This is a genomic window from Curtobacterium sp. MCBD17_023 (assembly GCF_003224415.1).
In the GTDB taxonomy this organism is placed as follows: Bacteria; Actinomycetota; Actinomycetes; order Actinomycetales; family Microbacteriaceae; genus Curtobacterium.
Map to the genome: position 1 here is coordinate 96,870 of NZ_QKLJ01000001.1, position 14,225 is coordinate 111,094.

Consider the following 14,225-nt stretch of genomic DNA (forward strand, 5'->3'; position numbering starts at 1 on the left):
CGACGATCGATGTGATCCCAGGGCGGTTCCCCGGGATCGGTGTGACTTCGTGCGAGCGGGCCGGAGGAGAAACTCCTCCGGCCCGCACCGCCCGGAGTAGCTTAGACCGTCTGCTCGGCAGAACGGAACGGGAAGCCGAGCTGGCGGAGCAGCGCGCGGCCTTCGTCGTCCGTCTTCGCGGTGGTCACGACGGTGATGTCGAACCCACGCACGCGGTCGATGCGGTCCTGGTCGATCTCGTGGAACACGCTCTGCTCCGAGAGACCGAAGGTGTAGTTGCCGTTGCCGTCGAACTGGCGGTCGCTCAGGCCGCGGAAGTCGCGGATGCGCGGGAGCGCCAGCGACAGCAGGCGGTCCAGGAACTCCCACGCGCGGTCACCGCGGAGGGTGACGTGCGCGCCGATGGCCTGGCCCTCACGCAGCTTGAACTGCGCGATGGACTTGCGGGCCAGCGTGACCTGCGGCTTCTGACCCGTGATCGCCGTGAGGTCCTTGATGGCCCCCTCGATGATCTTCGAGTCGCGCGCGGCCTCGCCGACACCGGTGTTGACGACGACCTTGACCAGGCCGGGGACCTGGTTGACGTTCGCGTAACCGAACTGCTCGGTCAGCGCCGCCTTGATCTCGTTGCGGTACTTCTGCTTGAGGCGCGGCTGAACTTTCTCAGCAGTCGCGGCAGTCGTGTCGGTCATCAGAGCTTCTCACCAGACTTCTTGGCGTAGCGGACGCGGACGGTCTTGGTGACGCCGTCCTTCTCCACCTGTTCGTTGCGGAAACCGACGCGGGTCGGCTTCTTGGTCTTCGGGTCGACGATCGCGACGTTCGACACGTGGATCGGGGCTTCGTGCTGCTCGATGCCACCGGTCTTCGAACCGCGCTGGGTCTGACCGACGCGGACGTGCTTGGTCACGAAGTTGATGCCCTCGACGACCAGACGGTCGCCGCGGACCTCGATGACCTTGCCCTGCTTGCCGCGGTCGCCGCCACGCTCCTGCGTGGCGCCCGTGATGACCTGGACCAGGTCACCCTTCTTGATGTTCGCCATGGCTTACAGCACCTCCGGCGCGAGCGAGATGATCTTCATGAACTTCTTGTCACGGAGTTCGCGACCGATCGGCCCGAAGATGCGGGTACCGCGCGGGTCGCCGTCAGCCTTGAGGATCACTGCCGCGTTCTCGTCGAACTTGATGTAGGAGCCGTCGGGACGACGGGTCTCCTTCTTGGTGCGAACGATGACCGCCTTGACGACGTCACCCTTCTTCACGTTGCCGCCGGGGATGGCGTCCTTCACCGTAGCGACGATGACGTCACCGAGGCCGGCGTAGCGACGACCCGAGCCACCGAGCACGCGGATGGTCAAGATCTCCTTGGCACCCGTGTTGTCGGCGACCTTCAGGCGGGATTCCTGCTGAATCACTGCTGTCTCCTATTCCGAAGCGGGCCGAGGCCTACTTGGCCTTCTCGAGGATCTCGACCAGGCGCCAGCGCTTGGTGGCGCTGAGGGGACGGGTCTCGCTGATGACGACCAGGTCGCCGATGCCGGCGGTCCCGAGCTCGTCGTGGGCCTTGACCTTCGACGTGCGACGGATGACCTTGCCGTAGAGGGGGTGCTTCACGCGGTCCTCGACCTCGACGACGATCGTCTTGTCCATCTTGTCGCTCGTCACGTAGCCGCGACGGGTCTTCCGGTAGCCGCGGGTGAGGGCTGCGGAGTCCTTCTCTTCGGTCGCCATCAGTTCTCCTCGGCGGTCTCGGCCTCGGTCGACTCAGCCGGCTTCTCGGCCTTCTTCGACGACTTCTTGGCCTTCGGGGCGGTCTCGACGGGGGCGGGCGTGGCACGGATGCCGAGCTCGCGCTCGCGGAGCACGGTGTAGATGCGCGCGATGTCGCGCTTGACGGCACGGAGACGGCCGTGGCTCTCCAGCTGGCCGGTGGCCGACTGGAAGCGGAGGTTGAACAGCTCCTCCTTGGCCTTCTTCAGCTCGTCAGCGAGACGCTCGTTCTCGAAGGTGTCGAGCTCAGTGGGACGGAGCTCCTTGGAACCGATCGCCATTATGCGTCGCCCTCCTCGCGCTTGATGATGCGTGCCTTGAGGGGCAGCTTGTGGATTGCACGGGTCAGTGCCTCGCGGGCGATCTCGTCGCTCACGCCGGAGAGCTCGAAGAGCACACGACCCGGCTTGACGTTCGCGATCCACCACTCGGGGGAACCCTTACCGGAACCCATTCGGGTCTCAGCCGGCTTCTTGGTGAGCGGACGGTCCGGGTAGATGTTGATCCACACCTTGCCGCCACGCTTGATGTGACGCGTCATCGCGATACGAGCGGACTCGATCTGACGGTTGGTCACGTAGGCCGGGGTGAGCGCCTGGATACCGTAGTCACCGAAGGAGACCTTGGTGCCACCGGTCGCCTGGCCCGAACGCTTCGGGTGGTGCTGCTTGCGGTGCTTGACTCGACGGGGGATAAGCATGGTTACGCCTCAACTCCTGCGCCGGCCGGCGCGTCCTGCGGGGCCTGCTGCTCGCGACGGTCGCCACCGCGCTCGTTGCGGTCGCCACGGGGGCCGCCGCCACGACGGTCGCCGCCACGACGCTCGGGGCGGGACGAACGCTGGTTCGCCTGCTCGCGAGCGAGCTCCTTGTTCGTGATGTCGCCCTTGTAGATCCAGACCTTCACGCCGATGCGGCCGAACGTGGTCCGGGCCTCGTAGAAGCCGTAGTCGATGTTCGCGCGGAGGGTGTGCAGGGGCACACGGCCTTCGCGGTAGAACTCCGAACGCGACATCTCCGCGCCGCCGAGGCGGCCCGACACCTGGATGCGGACACCCTTGGCGCCGGCGCGCTGTGCACCCTGCAGGCCCTTGCGCATGGCGCGACGGAACGCGACACGAGCGGAGAGCTGCTCGGCGATGCCCTGCGCGACGAGCTGGGCCTCGGTCTCGGGGTTCTTGACCTCGAGGATGTTGAGCTGGATCTGCTTCTTGGTGAGCTTCTCGAGCTCGCTCCGGATGCGCTCCGCCTCGGCGCCGCGGCGACCGATGACGATGCCCGGGCGCGCCGTGTGGATGTCCACGCGGACGCGGTCACGGGTGCGCTCCAGCTCGATGCGGGCGACGCCCGCGCGGTCGAGGGTCTTCGTCAGGAACTGACGGATCTTGACGTCCTCGGCCACGAAGTCGGCGTAACGCTGACCCTTCTTCGTGCTGTCGGCGAACCAGTGGGAGATGTGGTCCGTCGTGATCCCGAGACGGAAGCCGTACGGGTTGACCTTCTGGCCCATTACTTGCTCGCCTTCTTGCTCGTCGCGGCGGCCTCGGCCTCATCCGGCGTCGCGAGGACGACCGTGATGTGGCTGGTGCGCTTGTTGATGCGGAAGGCGCGGCCCTGGGCGCGCGGCTGGAACCGCTTCAGGGTCGTGCCCTCGTCGACGTAGACGCTGCTCACGTAGAGGTCGCGCTCGTCGAGGAAGCTGTTCGTCGAGTCCGCCTTGACACGTGCGTTGGCGATCGCCGAGGCGACCAGCTTGTACACGGGCTCCGAAGCGCCCTGGGGGGCGAACTTCAGGATGGCGAGCGCCTCGTGGGCCTGCTTGCCGCGGATCAGCTGGATGACGCGACGGGCCTTCTGAGGCGTGACGCGGATGTGTCGCACGCGTGCGATCGACTCCACCATTTCGTTCCTCCTCTTTCGTCGCCGCCTCAGCGGCGACGGCCCTTCTTGTCGTCCTTCACGTGGCCGCGGAAGGTGCGGGTCGGCGCGAACTCGCCGAGCTTGTGACCGACCATCGACTCGGTGACGAACACCGGGATGTGCTTGCGGCCGTCGTGCACCGCGATGGTGTGACCGAGCATGTTCGGGACGATCATCGACCGACGCGACCAGGTACGGATCACGTTCTTGGTGTTGGCCTCGTTCTGCGTGACGACCTTGCGGAGCAGGTGCTCGTCGACGAAGGGGCCCTTCTTCAGACTGCGTGGCATCTTCGGAACTCCTACTTGCGCTTCTTGCCGGCGTTACGGCGACGGACGATGAGCTTGTCGCTCGGCTTGTTGGGCTTGCGCGTGCGACCCTCGGCCTGGCCCCAGGGGCTGACCGGGTGACGACCACCGGACGTCTTGCCCTCACCACCACCGTGCGGGTGGTCGACCGGGTTCATCGCGACACCACGCACGGTCGGGCGGACGCCCTTCCAGCGCATGCGGCCGGCCTTGCCCCAGTTGATGTTCGACTGCTCGGCGTTGCCGACCTCGCCGATGGTGGCGCGGCAGCGCGCGTCGACGTTGCGGACCTCGCCCGACGGCAGACGGAGCTGCGCGTAGGGGCCGTCCTTGGCGACGAGACGCACCGAGGCACCGGCGGACCGGGCCATCTTCGCGCCGCCACCGGGGCGGAGCTCGATCGCGTGGATCACGGTACCGACGGGGATGTTGCGCAGCGGCAGGTTGTTGCCCGGCTTGATGTCAGCGCCGGGGCCCGTCTCGACGACGTCGCCCTGCTTGAGCTTGTTCGGAGCGATGATGTAGCGCTTGGTGCCGTCCACGAAGTGCAGGAGCGCGATGCGCGCCGTGCGGTTCGGGTCGTACTCGATGTGCGCGACCTTCGCGTCGACGCCGTCCTTGTCGGCACGACGGAAGTCGATCACGCGGTACTGGCGCTTGTGGCCACCACCGATGTGACGCGTCGTGATGCGACCCGAGCTGTTCCGGCCACCGGTCTTCGGCAGCGGACGGAGCAGGGACTTCTCCGGGGTCGAACGGGTGATCTCGGCGAAGTCGGCGACCGAGGAGCCGCGACGACCGGGAGTCGTGGGCTTGTAGTTACGAATAGCCATGATTTATCCCTCTGGTCCTCAGCCGACAGCCGTGAAGATGTCGATCGAACCGGACTTGAGCGTCACGATGGCGCGCTTGGTGTCCTTGCGCTTGCCGATCCCGAACTTGGTCCGGCGGGTCTTGCCCGGACGGTTCAGCGTGTTGATGCCGGCGACCTTGACATCGAAGATCTTCTCGATCGCGAGCTTGATCTCGGTCTTGTTCGCACGGGGGTCCACGAGGAACGTGTACTTGCCCTGGTCGATGAGGCCGTAGCTCTTCTCCGACACGACCGGCGAGATGATGATGTCGCGCGGGTCCTTGTTGAAGCCGCTCATGCGGTGATCTCCTTCGCGGTCTTCGACGCGATGAAGGCGTCGAGTGCGCTCTTGCTGAAGACGAGCGCGTCGGCCTTGAGCACGTCGTAGGCGTTGAGCTGGCCGTACGAGAGCGCGTGGACGTTCGGCAGGTTGCGGATCGACTTGAGCGTGAGCTCGTCGCCCGACTCGAGCACGACGAGCACGTTCTTGACGGGCGCGACCTTCTCGAGCAGCGTGCGGGCGACCTTCGTCGACGGCGTCTCGGCCGCGATGAAGCCCTCCACAGCGGAGATGCGGCCACCGCGGGCGCGGTCCGAGAGCGAGCCGAGCAGGGCTGCGGCGATCATCTTCTTCGGGGTGCGCTGCGAGTAGTCGCGGGGGGTCGGTCCGTGGACGACGCCACCACCGGTGTGCTCCGGAGCGCGGACCGAACCCTGACGGGAGCGGCCGGTGCCCTTCTGCTTGAACGGCTTGCGACCGGCACCGCGGACTTCGCCACGGTTCTTGGTCTTGTGGGTGCCCTGGCGCGCGGCGGCGAGCTGCGCGGTGACCACCTGGTGGATCAGCGGGACGTTGGTCTCGACGTCGAAGATCGCTGCGGGGAGCTCGACGGTGCCGGACTTCTCACCCGTGACGTCGAGGACGTCGATCGTGGTTGCGGTCGTGGTGGCCATGATCACTTACCCTTCACGGCGGTGCGGACGAAGACGGAACGGCCACGAGCACCGGGGACGGCGCCCTTGACGAGCAGCAGACCCTTCTCGGCGTCGACGGCGTGGACCGTGAGGTTGAGGACGGTCACGCGGTCGCCACCCATCCGACCGGCCATGCGCATGCCCTTGAAGACACGCGACGGGGTCGAGGAGGCGCCGATCGAACCGGGCTTGCGGTGGTTGCGGTGCGAACCGTGCGAGGCGGAGACACCGGCGAAGTTGTGACGCTTCATGACACCGGCGAAGCCCTTGCCCTTGCTGGTGCCGACGACGTCGACCTTCTGGCCCGCTTCGAACAGGTCGACCGTGAGCTCCTGGCCGAGCGAGTACTCGGCGGAGTCGTTCGTCCGGATCTCGGTGAGCGTGCGGCGCGGGGTGACCCCGGCGGCCTCGAAGTGGCCAGCGGCCGGCTTGTTCACCTTGCGGGGGTCGATCTGGCCCGCGGCGATCTGGATCGCCTCGTAGCCGTCGCGCTCGACGTTGCGGATCTGGGTGACCACGTTCGGGCCGACCTCGATCACGGTGACGGGGATGAACTTGTTGTTCTCGTCCCACACCTGGGTCATCCCGAGCTTCTTGCCGAGGAGGCCCTTGACGGTCTTGGTTGAGTTCGCCATGAGTTCCAGCCCCCTTACAGCTTGATCTCGATGTTGACGTCCGCCGGGAGGTCGAGTCGCATGAGCGAGTCGACGGCCTTCGGCGTCGGGTCGACGATGTCGATGACCCGCTTGTGCGTGCGCTTCTCGAAGTGCTCGCGCGAGTCCTTGTACTTGTGGGGAGAACGGATCACGGGGATCACGTTCTTCTCGGTGGGGAGCGGCACCGGGCCGACCACGGTCGCACCGGCACGGGTCACCGTGTCGACGATCTTCCGGGCCGACGTGTCGATGACCTCGTGGTCGTACGACTTGAGCCGGATGCGGATCTTCTGTCCCGCCATGTGTTTTCCTGTCCTCTCTGCGCCGCGCACCCGCAGGCCGCCTGACGCCGCCGGGACTCCGCTGTCGCGTGCCCGGCTGTTTACGTGAACCACCGGCTCCGCCCGGAGGGGATGACCGCTGTTCTCCTGTCAACCGCGCGAGGGCCTGGGCCAGCCGCGCGGACATGTCGTCACCCACACCCGGCACTGCTGCGCCGTGGTGCTCGAGGATGACGATCGTGTTCTGCTGCCTGCGGCCCAACCCAGCCCTGCTTCACAAGGGGGTTGTGCACTGCCAGAGCAGTGACCCTGCGGGCGCGAACGCCCGCGGAATTTCGGAACCGGACAAGTCTCCCATAGGCCCCGCGACGGTGCAACCCGGGCGTGTCGCGATCGCAGCGGCGTGTCGGACACGGCCCTCCGGGCCTCCCGGGTCCGTCGTCCCGGGCTCCTCAGCGTCCCGACGCACGGCCTGGAGGCCCGCCCGCAGCGGTCGGGTCGACGCGCGCCGGACGCTCGGTCGGCGGCCGCTCCCGGGGCGGCGTCCCGCGCCGCTGCTAGCCTTCGCGCATGCCGGAACCCGAAGTGCTCACCGACCAGTCCGACCCCGCGGTGCAGCGTCTCGCCGACCTCGCGAAGCCGGCGCGCGGCGCCGTCCGCACCGCGATCGTCGAGGACCTCGAGCCCCTCGTGCAGGCCCTCCGCGCCGGCGTCCGCTTCGTCGAGGTGTACGGCGACTCGAGCCGGGAGTTCCCCGCCGACCTCGCCGCCCTCTGCACCGAGCACGGGGTGCCGGTACGGCTCGTCGACCCGGCCGTCCTGACCAAGGTGTTCCGCTCCGAGAAGCGTCCGAAGGTCTTCGGCGTCGCGAACGTCCCGGCACCGGCCCGCTTCTCCGCCCTCGCCGAGGGCACCGGGGACGTGCTCGTCCTGGACGGCGTGAAGATCGTCGGCAACATCGGTGCCATCGTGCGCACGGCCGTCGGCCTCGGCGCACGGGGCGTCGTGCTCGTCGACAGCGACCTCCCCACGATCGCCGACCGTCGTGTCGTGCGCGCCAGCCGCGGCCACGTGTTCTCGGTGCCGGTCCTGCTCGAGACCCGCGAGCGCGTCGCCCGGTGGCTCGGCGAGTCCGGGCTCCGCGTGGTCGACGTCGACATGGACGGCTCCCTCTCCCCCGAGTCGCTCGGGGACCTCGACGAGGACGTCGCCCTGCTGCTCGGCGCCGAGAAGACCGGGGCGTCGGACGTCCTGCAGGACCTCGCGACGCAGACGGTGTCGGTGCCGATCGACAGCCGGGTGGAGTCGCTCAACGTCTCCGTCGTCGCCGGCATCGTGCTCTACGCCCGGTCCCGTCGACGTCCCTGACCACACGGCACGCAGGACGCCCCGGCTCCCACTCGGGGAACCGGGGCGTCCTGCGTGGCATGAGCGTCGCGTGCGGCCTCAGTCCTCGGGGAGCGGCGGCACGAACCACGGCGGGAACACCGCGACACGGGGCGACGGTCCGCCCTGCTCGGCGAAGACGGCCTTCACCTGCTGCCGGACGCGGTCGTTCGGCACGCCCACGAGCGCGACCGACGACAGCGGCACCTGCGGGCCGGCGAGCAGCTCGACCCCGTGCATGGACGGGTCCGTGATGTCGGTGCGACGGAGGAGGTTCGTGGCCGCCTCCGGGCCGACGGCGAAGCGGACGTCCGGGTCCTCGGCGTCCGTGTCCGCCAGGATCACCGACGCACCGAACGCGGTGGTCGGGACGACGAGGACGACGAACTCCGTCGCACGCGTGCGCCTGGCCGCGTCCGACCAGCGGTCCTCCTCCGCGCCGGAGCGGAGTTCGTCCCACCGGCGCGCGTCCGGCGAGAGCGTGAAGGGCACGTGCCCGGCCACGCTGGAACCGTCGGGTGCGAGCGCCGCGCCACGGGCCTCCCGGGTGGCGGCGGAGCTGACGTCGACGGAGGGCGTCGCGCGGTCGGCGGCGAGGATCGCGCCCTCGGCGACGATCGAGGCGAGGTTGTCGACGTGCGTGACGTGGTGCGCACGCAGCGCCGCGAAGTCGCGGGTGGCGGGCAACGTCGGCTCGACGGCCTTCCCGTTGGCGTTCGTCGGGGCGGACCGCAACGACGTCGTCACACGCGTGCGTCGTGGCGTCGGGGTCTTGGTGATGGTCTCCGGGTCACGCTGCCGTGGGGAGCAGATGTCGCAGAGCTCGATGGGGAAACCGTGGATGCACTCGTCGGTCACGACTGATGGGTCCTTCCGTGCCTCGTGGGGTGGGCGGGCACGACGACCAACGCTACGTCATCCGGGAACCGCGGGCGACCGATCACGTCACTGCCGGTAGAGCAGGGCCCGGACCTCGGACTCGGCGGCGTGCAACCGGGCCGGGTCGATGGTCTCGCCGTGCTCGTACGCATCGAGCAACCGGGGGTCGATGTAGCTCTGGCGGGCGACGGTCGGCGTGTTGCCGAGGACCTCGCTCGCGGCCTTCACCGCGTGCGAGATCGCCTTCTTGCGCTTCGCCTGGCTCGACAGGACACCGGTCTGGGCCAGGTCGACCGCGGCCGCGACCGTGCCGTGCAACGTGCGGAAGTCCTTCGCCGTGAACTCATCCCCGGCACGCTCCTTCACGTAGGCGTTGATGTCCTCCGCGGTCACCGGTTGCCACTCGTCCCCCCGCCGCTCGCGGAAAGAGAGCAGCCGAGCGTTCGCCCCCCGCCGTTTCATCCCCACCAGGACACGGGCGAGGTCGGCGTCGTGGATCGTCGAGGACCACGCCTGGTGGCTCTTGCCGGGGAAGCCGAGCTCGATGTCGTCCCCGGAGATGTGGGCGTGCGAGCAGAGGAGTGTCGACAGGCCGTGGCTGCCGTGCTCCGTGGCGTACCGCTCCGACCCGACGCGGAGCGAGCCCTGGTCGAGCATCCGGAAGGCTGCGGCCAGTGCGCGACGGCGGTCCGGGTCCGGTCGGCGCAGGTCCTGGGTCACCATCCGCCGGGCGGCCGGGAGCGACTCGGCCAGCGCGAGGGCCCGGTCGTACTTGATCTTGTCCATCCGGTCGCGCCACGACGGGTGGTACATGTACTGCCGGCGACCGGCACCGTCGATGCCGGTGGCCAGGATGTGGCCGTTCTCGTACGGCGAGATCCAGACGTCGTCCCACGCGGGCGGGATGACGAGGTCCTCGAGCCGCTGACGCACCTCCGGGTCGGAGACCGTGGTGCCGTACGGGTCGCGGTAGGAGAAGCCCTTGCCGCTGCGGACGCGGTGGTACCCGCGACCCTTGGTCGAGGAGCGGCGCAGACGTGTCACGACCCGATGCAACACCCTCGGCGCTGCCGAACGCTGCAGGAACGTACCCCGCGGGCACCCTCTGCCGCCTCCCGGTGCGGAGACGACGAAGAGCGGGGCCGGACCCGAAGGCCCGACCCCGCTCTCGTGGAGCAACCGGAGTTACTTGATGATCTTCTCGACCGTACCGGCGCCGACCGTACGACCACCCTCACGGATGGCGAAGCGGAGGCCCTCCTCCATGGCGATCGGCTGGATCAGCTCGACGGTCATGGCGACGGTGTCACCGGGCATGACCATCTCGGTGCCCTCGGGCAGCGTGATGACGCCGGTGACGTCCGTGGTGCGGAAGTAGAACTGCGGACGGTAGTTCGCGTAGAACGGGTTGTGACGACCGCCCTCTTCCTTGTTCAGGATGTACGCGTTCGCGGTGAACTCGGTGTGCGGCGTGACCGAACCCGGCTTCACGACGACCTGGCCGCGCTCGACGTCCTCGCGCTTGAGGCCACGGATGAGCAGACCGGTGTTGTCACCGGCGACTGCCTTGTCCAGCAGCTTGCGGAACATCTCGATGCCCGTGACCGTGGTCTTCTGGGTCGCCTTGATGCCGACGATCTCGACCTCGGAGTTGATGTCGAGCTCACCGCGCTCGACACGACCGGTGACGACGGTTCCACGACCGGTGATCGTGAAGACGTCCTCGATCGGCATGAGGAACGGCTGGTCGGTGGCGCGCACCGGGTCCGGGACGTTCTCGTCGACGGCGGACATCAGGTCCTGGACGGACTTGACCCACTTCTCGTCGCCCTCGAGCGCCTTGAGCGCCGAGACCTGCACGACGGGGGCGTCCTCGTCGAACTCCTGCGAGCCGAGGAGCTCGCGGACCTCGAGCTCGACGAGCTCCAGGATCTCCTCGTCGTCCACCATGTCGGCCTTGTTGAGGGCGACGACGATGTAGGGGACGCCGACCTGACGGGCGAGCAGGACGTGCTCACGCGTCTGGGGCATCGGACCGTCGGTGGCGGCGACCACGAGGATCGCGCCGTCCATCTGGGCCGCACCGGTGATCATGTTCTTCACGTAGTCGGCGTGACCAGGAGCGTCGACGTGCGCGTAGTGGCGCTTGTCGGTCTGGTACTCGACGTGCGAGATGTTGATCGTGATGCCGCGCTGGCGCTCTTCGGGAGCGTTGTCGATCTGCGCGAAGTCACGGGCCTCGTTGAGGTCCGGGTACTGGTCGTGCAGAACCTTGGTGATCGCCGCCGTGAGCGTGGTCTTGCCGTGGTCGACGTGACCGATGGTTCCGATGTTGACGTGCGGCTTGGTCCGCTCGAACTTGGCCTTGGCCACTGTGGGTCCTCCTCAGGACTCGGATGCGTCGCCCCCGGCAGGACCTTGGTCGGCCCTGCGCTGTTGGCGCGCGGTGTGTGTGTCTCTACTTTACTTGGTGACGAGGGGCCCGTCGCCGGGCACCCTCGCCTGGGGATGACGCGGGAGCGTCAGGCCCCGGTGCTCTTCTGGATGATCTCGTCCGCCACGTTGCGCGGGACCTCGTTGTAGGTCTCGAACACCATGGAGAAGACAGCACGACCAGAGGTCTTGGAGCGCAGGTCGCCCACGTACCCGAACATCTCGGACAGCGGGACGCTCGCGCGGACCACCTTGACGCCCGACGCATCGGTCATCTCGGAGATCTGACCGCGACGCGAGTTCAGGTCGCCGATGACGTCGCCCATGTACTCCTCGGGCGTACGGACCTCGACGGCCATGATCGGCTCGAGCAGCACCGGACCGGCCTTGCGGGCCGCTTCCTTGTACGCGATCGAACCGGCGATCTTGAACGCCATCTCGGACGAGTCGACGTCGTGCGCCGCGCCGTCCTTGAGGATCGCCTTGACACCCACGGTCGGGAAGCCGGCGAGCACGCCCACCTGCATCGCGTCCTGGATACCGGCGTCGACCGACGGGATGTACTCGCGCGGGACGCGACCACCGGTGACGGCGTTCTCGAACTCGTACACCTTCTCGGCGGTGACGGGCATCGGCTCGAGCGCGATCTGCACCTTCGCGAACTGACCGGAACCACCGGTCTGCTTCTTGTGGGTGTAGTCGTAGCGCTCGACGACCTTGGTCAGGGTCTCGCGGTAGGCCACCTGCGGCTTGCCGACGTTCGCCTCGACCTTGAACTCGCGCTTCATGCGGTCGACGAGGATGTCGAGGTGGAGCTCGCCCATGCCCTTGATCGTCGTCTGACCGGTCTCGGCGTTGAGCTCGACGCGGAACGTCGGGTCCTCTTCGGCGAGCTTCTGGATCGCGGTGGAGAGCTTCTCCTGGTCGGCCTTGGTGTTCGGCTCGATCGCGACCTCGATGACCGGCTCCGGGAACGTCATCGACTCGAGGACGACCTGGTTCGACGGGTCGCACAGGGTGTCACCCGTGGTCGTGTCCTTGAGGCCGATGACCGCGTAGATGTGACCGGCGGTGACCGAGTCGACCGGGTTCTCCTTGTTGGAGTGCATCTGGAAGATCTTGCCGATGCGCTCCTTCTTGCCCTTGGTCGAGTTGATGACCTGGGCACCGGAGTCGATGTGACCGGAGTACACGCGGACGTAGGTGAGGCGACCGAAGAACGGGTGCACCGCGACCTTGAACGCGAGCGCGGAGAAGGGCTCGGAGGCCTCCGGCTTGCGGATGATCTCGACCTCTTCGTCCTTGACGTCGTGGCCGATCATCGGCGGGACGTCGAGGGGCGACGGCAGGTAGTCGATGACCGCGTCGAGCATCGGCTGCACGCCACGGTTCTTGAACGCCGAGCCGCAGAGGATCGGGTAGACCTCGGAGTTGATCGTCAGCTTGCGGATCGCGGCCTTGATCTCGTCCTTGGAGAGCTCTTCGCCACCGAAGTACTTCTCGAGCAGTGCGTCGTCGGTCTCCGCGACACGCTCGACGAGCTTCGCGCGGTACTCCTCGGCACGGTCCTTGAGGTCCGCGGGGATCTCCTGGACCTCGTACTGGGCGCCCATGGTGACGTCACCCTTGGCATCGCCCGGCCAGACCTTGGCGTGCATCTCGATCAGGTCGATGACGCCGACGAAGTCGTTCTCGGCACCGATCGGGAGCTGGAGCACGAGCGGCTCCGCACCGAGGCGGTTGATGATCGTGTCGACGGTGAAGTAGAAGTCCGCACCGAGCTTGTCCATCTTGTTGACGAAGCAGATGCGCGGGACGTTGTACTTGTCCGCCTGACGCCACACGGTCTCGGACTGGGGCTCGACGCCCTCCTTGCCGTCGAAGACGGCGACCGCACCGTCGAGGACGCGGAGCGAACGCTCCACCTCGACCGTGAAGTCCACGTGACCCGGGGTGTCGATGATGTTGATCTGGTTGTTGTCCCAGAAGCACGTCGTCGCGGCCGACGTGATCGTGATGCCGCGCTCCTGCTCCTGCGCCATCCAGTCCATGGTGGCTGCGCCGTCGTGGACTTCACCGATCTTGTGCGTGATGCCCGTGTAGAACAGGATGCGCTCGGTGGTCGTGGTCTTGCCGGCGTCGATGTGCGCCATGATGCCGATGTTGCGGACCTTGTTCAGGTCGGTGAGCACGTCCTGTGCCACAGGGTTCCTCCGAGAGAGTTGTAGGAGAGGGTGGCGGCCGTCCGGGTGCCGCGGCTGTTGACCGAGGCACCCGGACGGTGCCGGATGACTACCAGCGGTAGTGCGCGAAGGCCTTGTTCGACTCGGCCATCTTGTGGGTGTCCTCACGGCGCTTGACCGCGGCACCGAGACCGTTCGACGCGTCGAGGATCTCGTTCATGAGACGCTCGGTCATCGTCTTCTCGCGACGGGCCTTGGCGTACGAGGTCAGCCAGCGCAGCGCGAGCGTGTTCGCACGGTGCGGCTTGACCTCGACCGGGACCTGGTAGGTCGAGCCACCGACGCGGCGGCTGCGGACCTCGAGGGTCGGACGGACGTTGTCGAGCGCCTTCTTGAGCGTCGTGACGGCGTCCTGGCCGTTCTTGGAGGAGACCCCTTCGAGTGCGTCGTAGACGATGCGCTCGGCGAGGCCCTTCTTGCCGTCGAGGAGGATCTTGTTGACGAGCTGGCTGACGACGGGGGCGCCGTAGACCGGATCGGCGACGACGGGGCGCTTCGGGGCGGGACCCTTACGAGGCAT

20 protein-coding genes are annotated in these 14,225 nt (G+C 67.6%); 1 reads left to right on the forward strand and 19 read right to left on the reverse strand.

Features of this window, described 5'->3' with window-relative positions:
- Positions 1-101: 101 nt before the first annotated feature.
- Genes rplE through rpsJ form a run of 14 tightly spaced genes read right to left on the reverse strand, consistent with a single transcriptional unit; the run spans position 102 to position 6,785 of the window.
- Positions 102-692 (reverse strand): 50S ribosomal protein L5, encoded by a 591-nt coding sequence (gene rplE, locus DEI84_RS00440; protein WP_110824236.1) that lies wholly within the window; start codon positions 690-692, stop codon positions 102-104.
- Complete coding sequence (gene rplX, locus DEI84_RS00445) at positions 692-1,045, reverse strand: 50S ribosomal protein L24 (protein WP_110824237.1); 354 nt, start codon at positions 1,043-1,045, stop codon at positions 692-694. The genes rplE and rplX overlap by 1 nt, the downstream gene beginning before the upstream one ends.
- A gap of 3 nt (positions 1,046-1,048) precedes the next feature.
- A complete protein-coding gene (gene rplN, locus DEI84_RS00450) occupies positions 1,049-1,417 on the reverse strand; it encodes a 50S ribosomal protein L14 (protein ID WP_110824238.1) in 369 nt (122 codons plus the stop codon).
- Between the two features lie 31 nt (positions 1,418-1,448).
- Positions 1,449-1,733, reverse strand: coding sequence for a 30S ribosomal protein S17 (gene rpsQ, locus DEI84_RS00455; RefSeq protein WP_110824239.1), 285 nt, complete (start codon positions 1,731-1,733; stop codon positions 1,449-1,451).
- Positions 1,733-2,053, reverse strand: a complete 321-nt coding sequence (rpmC, locus tag DEI84_RS00460; protein ID WP_110824240.1) for a 50S ribosomal protein L29 — start codon at positions 2,051-2,053, stop codon at positions 1,733-1,735. Before rpmC ends, rpsQ begins: the two co-directional genes overlap by 1 nt.
- A complete protein-coding gene (gene rplP, locus DEI84_RS00465; RefSeq protein ID WP_110824241.1) occupies positions 2,053-2,472 on the reverse strand; it encodes a 50S ribosomal protein L16 in 420 nt (139 codons plus the stop codon). Before rplP ends, rpmC begins: the two co-directional genes overlap by 1 nt.
- Positions 2,473-2,474: 2 nt before the next feature.
- Positions 2,475-3,281: a 30S ribosomal protein S3 gene (gene rpsC, locus DEI84_RS00470; RefSeq protein ID WP_110824242.1), complete on the reverse strand. Its 807-nt coding sequence runs from the start codon at positions 3,279-3,281 to the stop codon at positions 2,475-2,477.
- On the reverse strand, positions 3,281-3,673 hold the full coding sequence (rplV, locus tag DEI84_RS00475; RefSeq protein WP_110824243.1) for a 50S ribosomal protein L22: 393 nt from the start codon (positions 3,671-3,673) through the stop codon (positions 3,281-3,283). The genes rpsC and rplV overlap by 1 nt, the downstream gene beginning before the upstream one ends.
- A gap of 26 nt (positions 3,674-3,699) precedes the next feature.
- Positions 3,700-3,981 carry a 30S ribosomal protein S19 gene (rpsS, locus tag DEI84_RS00480; RefSeq protein WP_017885529.1) on the reverse strand — a complete coding sequence of 94 codons (282 nt, stop codon included), beginning with the start codon at positions 3,979-3,981 and terminating at the stop codon, positions 3,700-3,702.
- A gap of 11 nt (positions 3,982-3,992) precedes the next feature.
- Positions 3,993-4,832, reverse strand: a complete 840-nt coding sequence (rplB, locus tag DEI84_RS00485) for a 50S ribosomal protein L2 (protein ID WP_110824244.1) — start codon at positions 4,830-4,832, stop codon at positions 3,993-3,995.
- Between the two features lie 18 nt (positions 4,833-4,850).
- Positions 4,851-5,150 carry a 50S ribosomal protein L23 gene (gene rplW / locus DEI84_RS00490; protein ID WP_110824245.1) on the reverse strand — a complete coding sequence of 100 codons (300 nt, stop codon included), beginning with the start codon at positions 5,148-5,150 and terminating at the stop codon, positions 4,851-4,853.
- On the reverse strand, positions 5,147-5,806 hold the full coding sequence (gene rplD / locus DEI84_RS00495) for a 50S ribosomal protein L4 (RefSeq protein WP_110824246.1): 660 nt from the start codon (positions 5,804-5,806) through the stop codon (positions 5,147-5,149). Before rplD ends, rplW begins: the two co-directional genes overlap by 4 nt.
- A 2-nt stretch (positions 5,807-5,808) precedes the next feature.
- Positions 5,809-6,462 carry a 50S ribosomal protein L3 gene (rplC, locus tag DEI84_RS00500; protein ID WP_110824247.1) on the reverse strand — a complete coding sequence of 218 codons (654 nt, stop codon included), beginning with the start codon at positions 6,460-6,462 and terminating at the stop codon, positions 5,809-5,811.
- 14 nt (positions 6,463-6,476) lie between these two features.
- Entirely contained in the window at positions 6,477-6,785 is a 309-nt protein-coding gene (rpsJ, locus tag DEI84_RS00505; protein WP_110824248.1) for a 30S ribosomal protein S10, read from the reverse strand.
- Positions 6,786-7,334: 549 nt separating this feature from the next.
- Here rpsJ and DEI84_RS00510 point away from each other — a divergent pair.
- On the forward strand, positions 7,335-8,132 hold the full coding sequence (locus tag DEI84_RS00510) for a TrmH family RNA methyltransferase (RefSeq protein ID WP_110889275.1): 798 nt from the start codon (positions 7,335-7,337) through the stop codon (positions 8,130-8,132).
- 78 nt (positions 8,133-8,210) lie between these two features.
- On the opposite strand, the gene DEI84_RS00515 is transcribed toward DEI84_RS00510, so the two are convergent.
- The 5 genes from DEI84_RS00515 to rpsG form a co-directional block, all read right to left on the reverse strand.
- On the reverse strand, positions 8,211-9,008 hold the full coding sequence (locus DEI84_RS00515; RefSeq protein ID WP_110889276.1) for a DarT ssDNA thymidine ADP-ribosyltransferase family protein: 798 nt from the start codon (positions 9,006-9,008) through the stop codon (positions 8,211-8,213).
- An 87-nt stretch (positions 9,009-9,095) separates the two neighbouring features.
- On the reverse strand, positions 9,096-10,073 hold the full coding sequence (locus DEI84_RS00520; RefSeq protein WP_110824251.1) for a DNA topoisomerase IB: 978 nt from the start codon (positions 10,071-10,073) through the stop codon (positions 9,096-9,098).
- A gap of 141 nt (positions 10,074-10,214) precedes the next feature.
- Positions 10,215-11,402 carry an elongation factor Tu gene (tuf, locus tag DEI84_RS00525; protein ID WP_110824252.1) on the reverse strand — a complete coding sequence of 396 codons (1,188 nt, stop codon included), beginning with the start codon at positions 11,400-11,402 and terminating at the stop codon, positions 10,215-10,217.
- Between the two features lie 149 nt (positions 11,403-11,551).
- Positions 11,552-13,666 carry an elongation factor G gene (fusA, locus tag DEI84_RS00530; protein WP_110824253.1) on the reverse strand — a complete coding sequence of 705 codons (2,115 nt, stop codon included), beginning with the start codon at positions 13,664-13,666 and terminating at the stop codon, positions 11,552-11,554.
- 88 nt (positions 13,667-13,754) lie between these two features.
- Positions 13,755-14,225 carry a 30S ribosomal protein S7 gene (rpsG, locus tag DEI84_RS00535; RefSeq protein ID WP_110824254.1) on the reverse strand — a complete coding sequence of 157 codons (471 nt, stop codon included), beginning with the start codon at positions 14,223-14,225 and terminating at the stop codon, positions 13,755-13,757.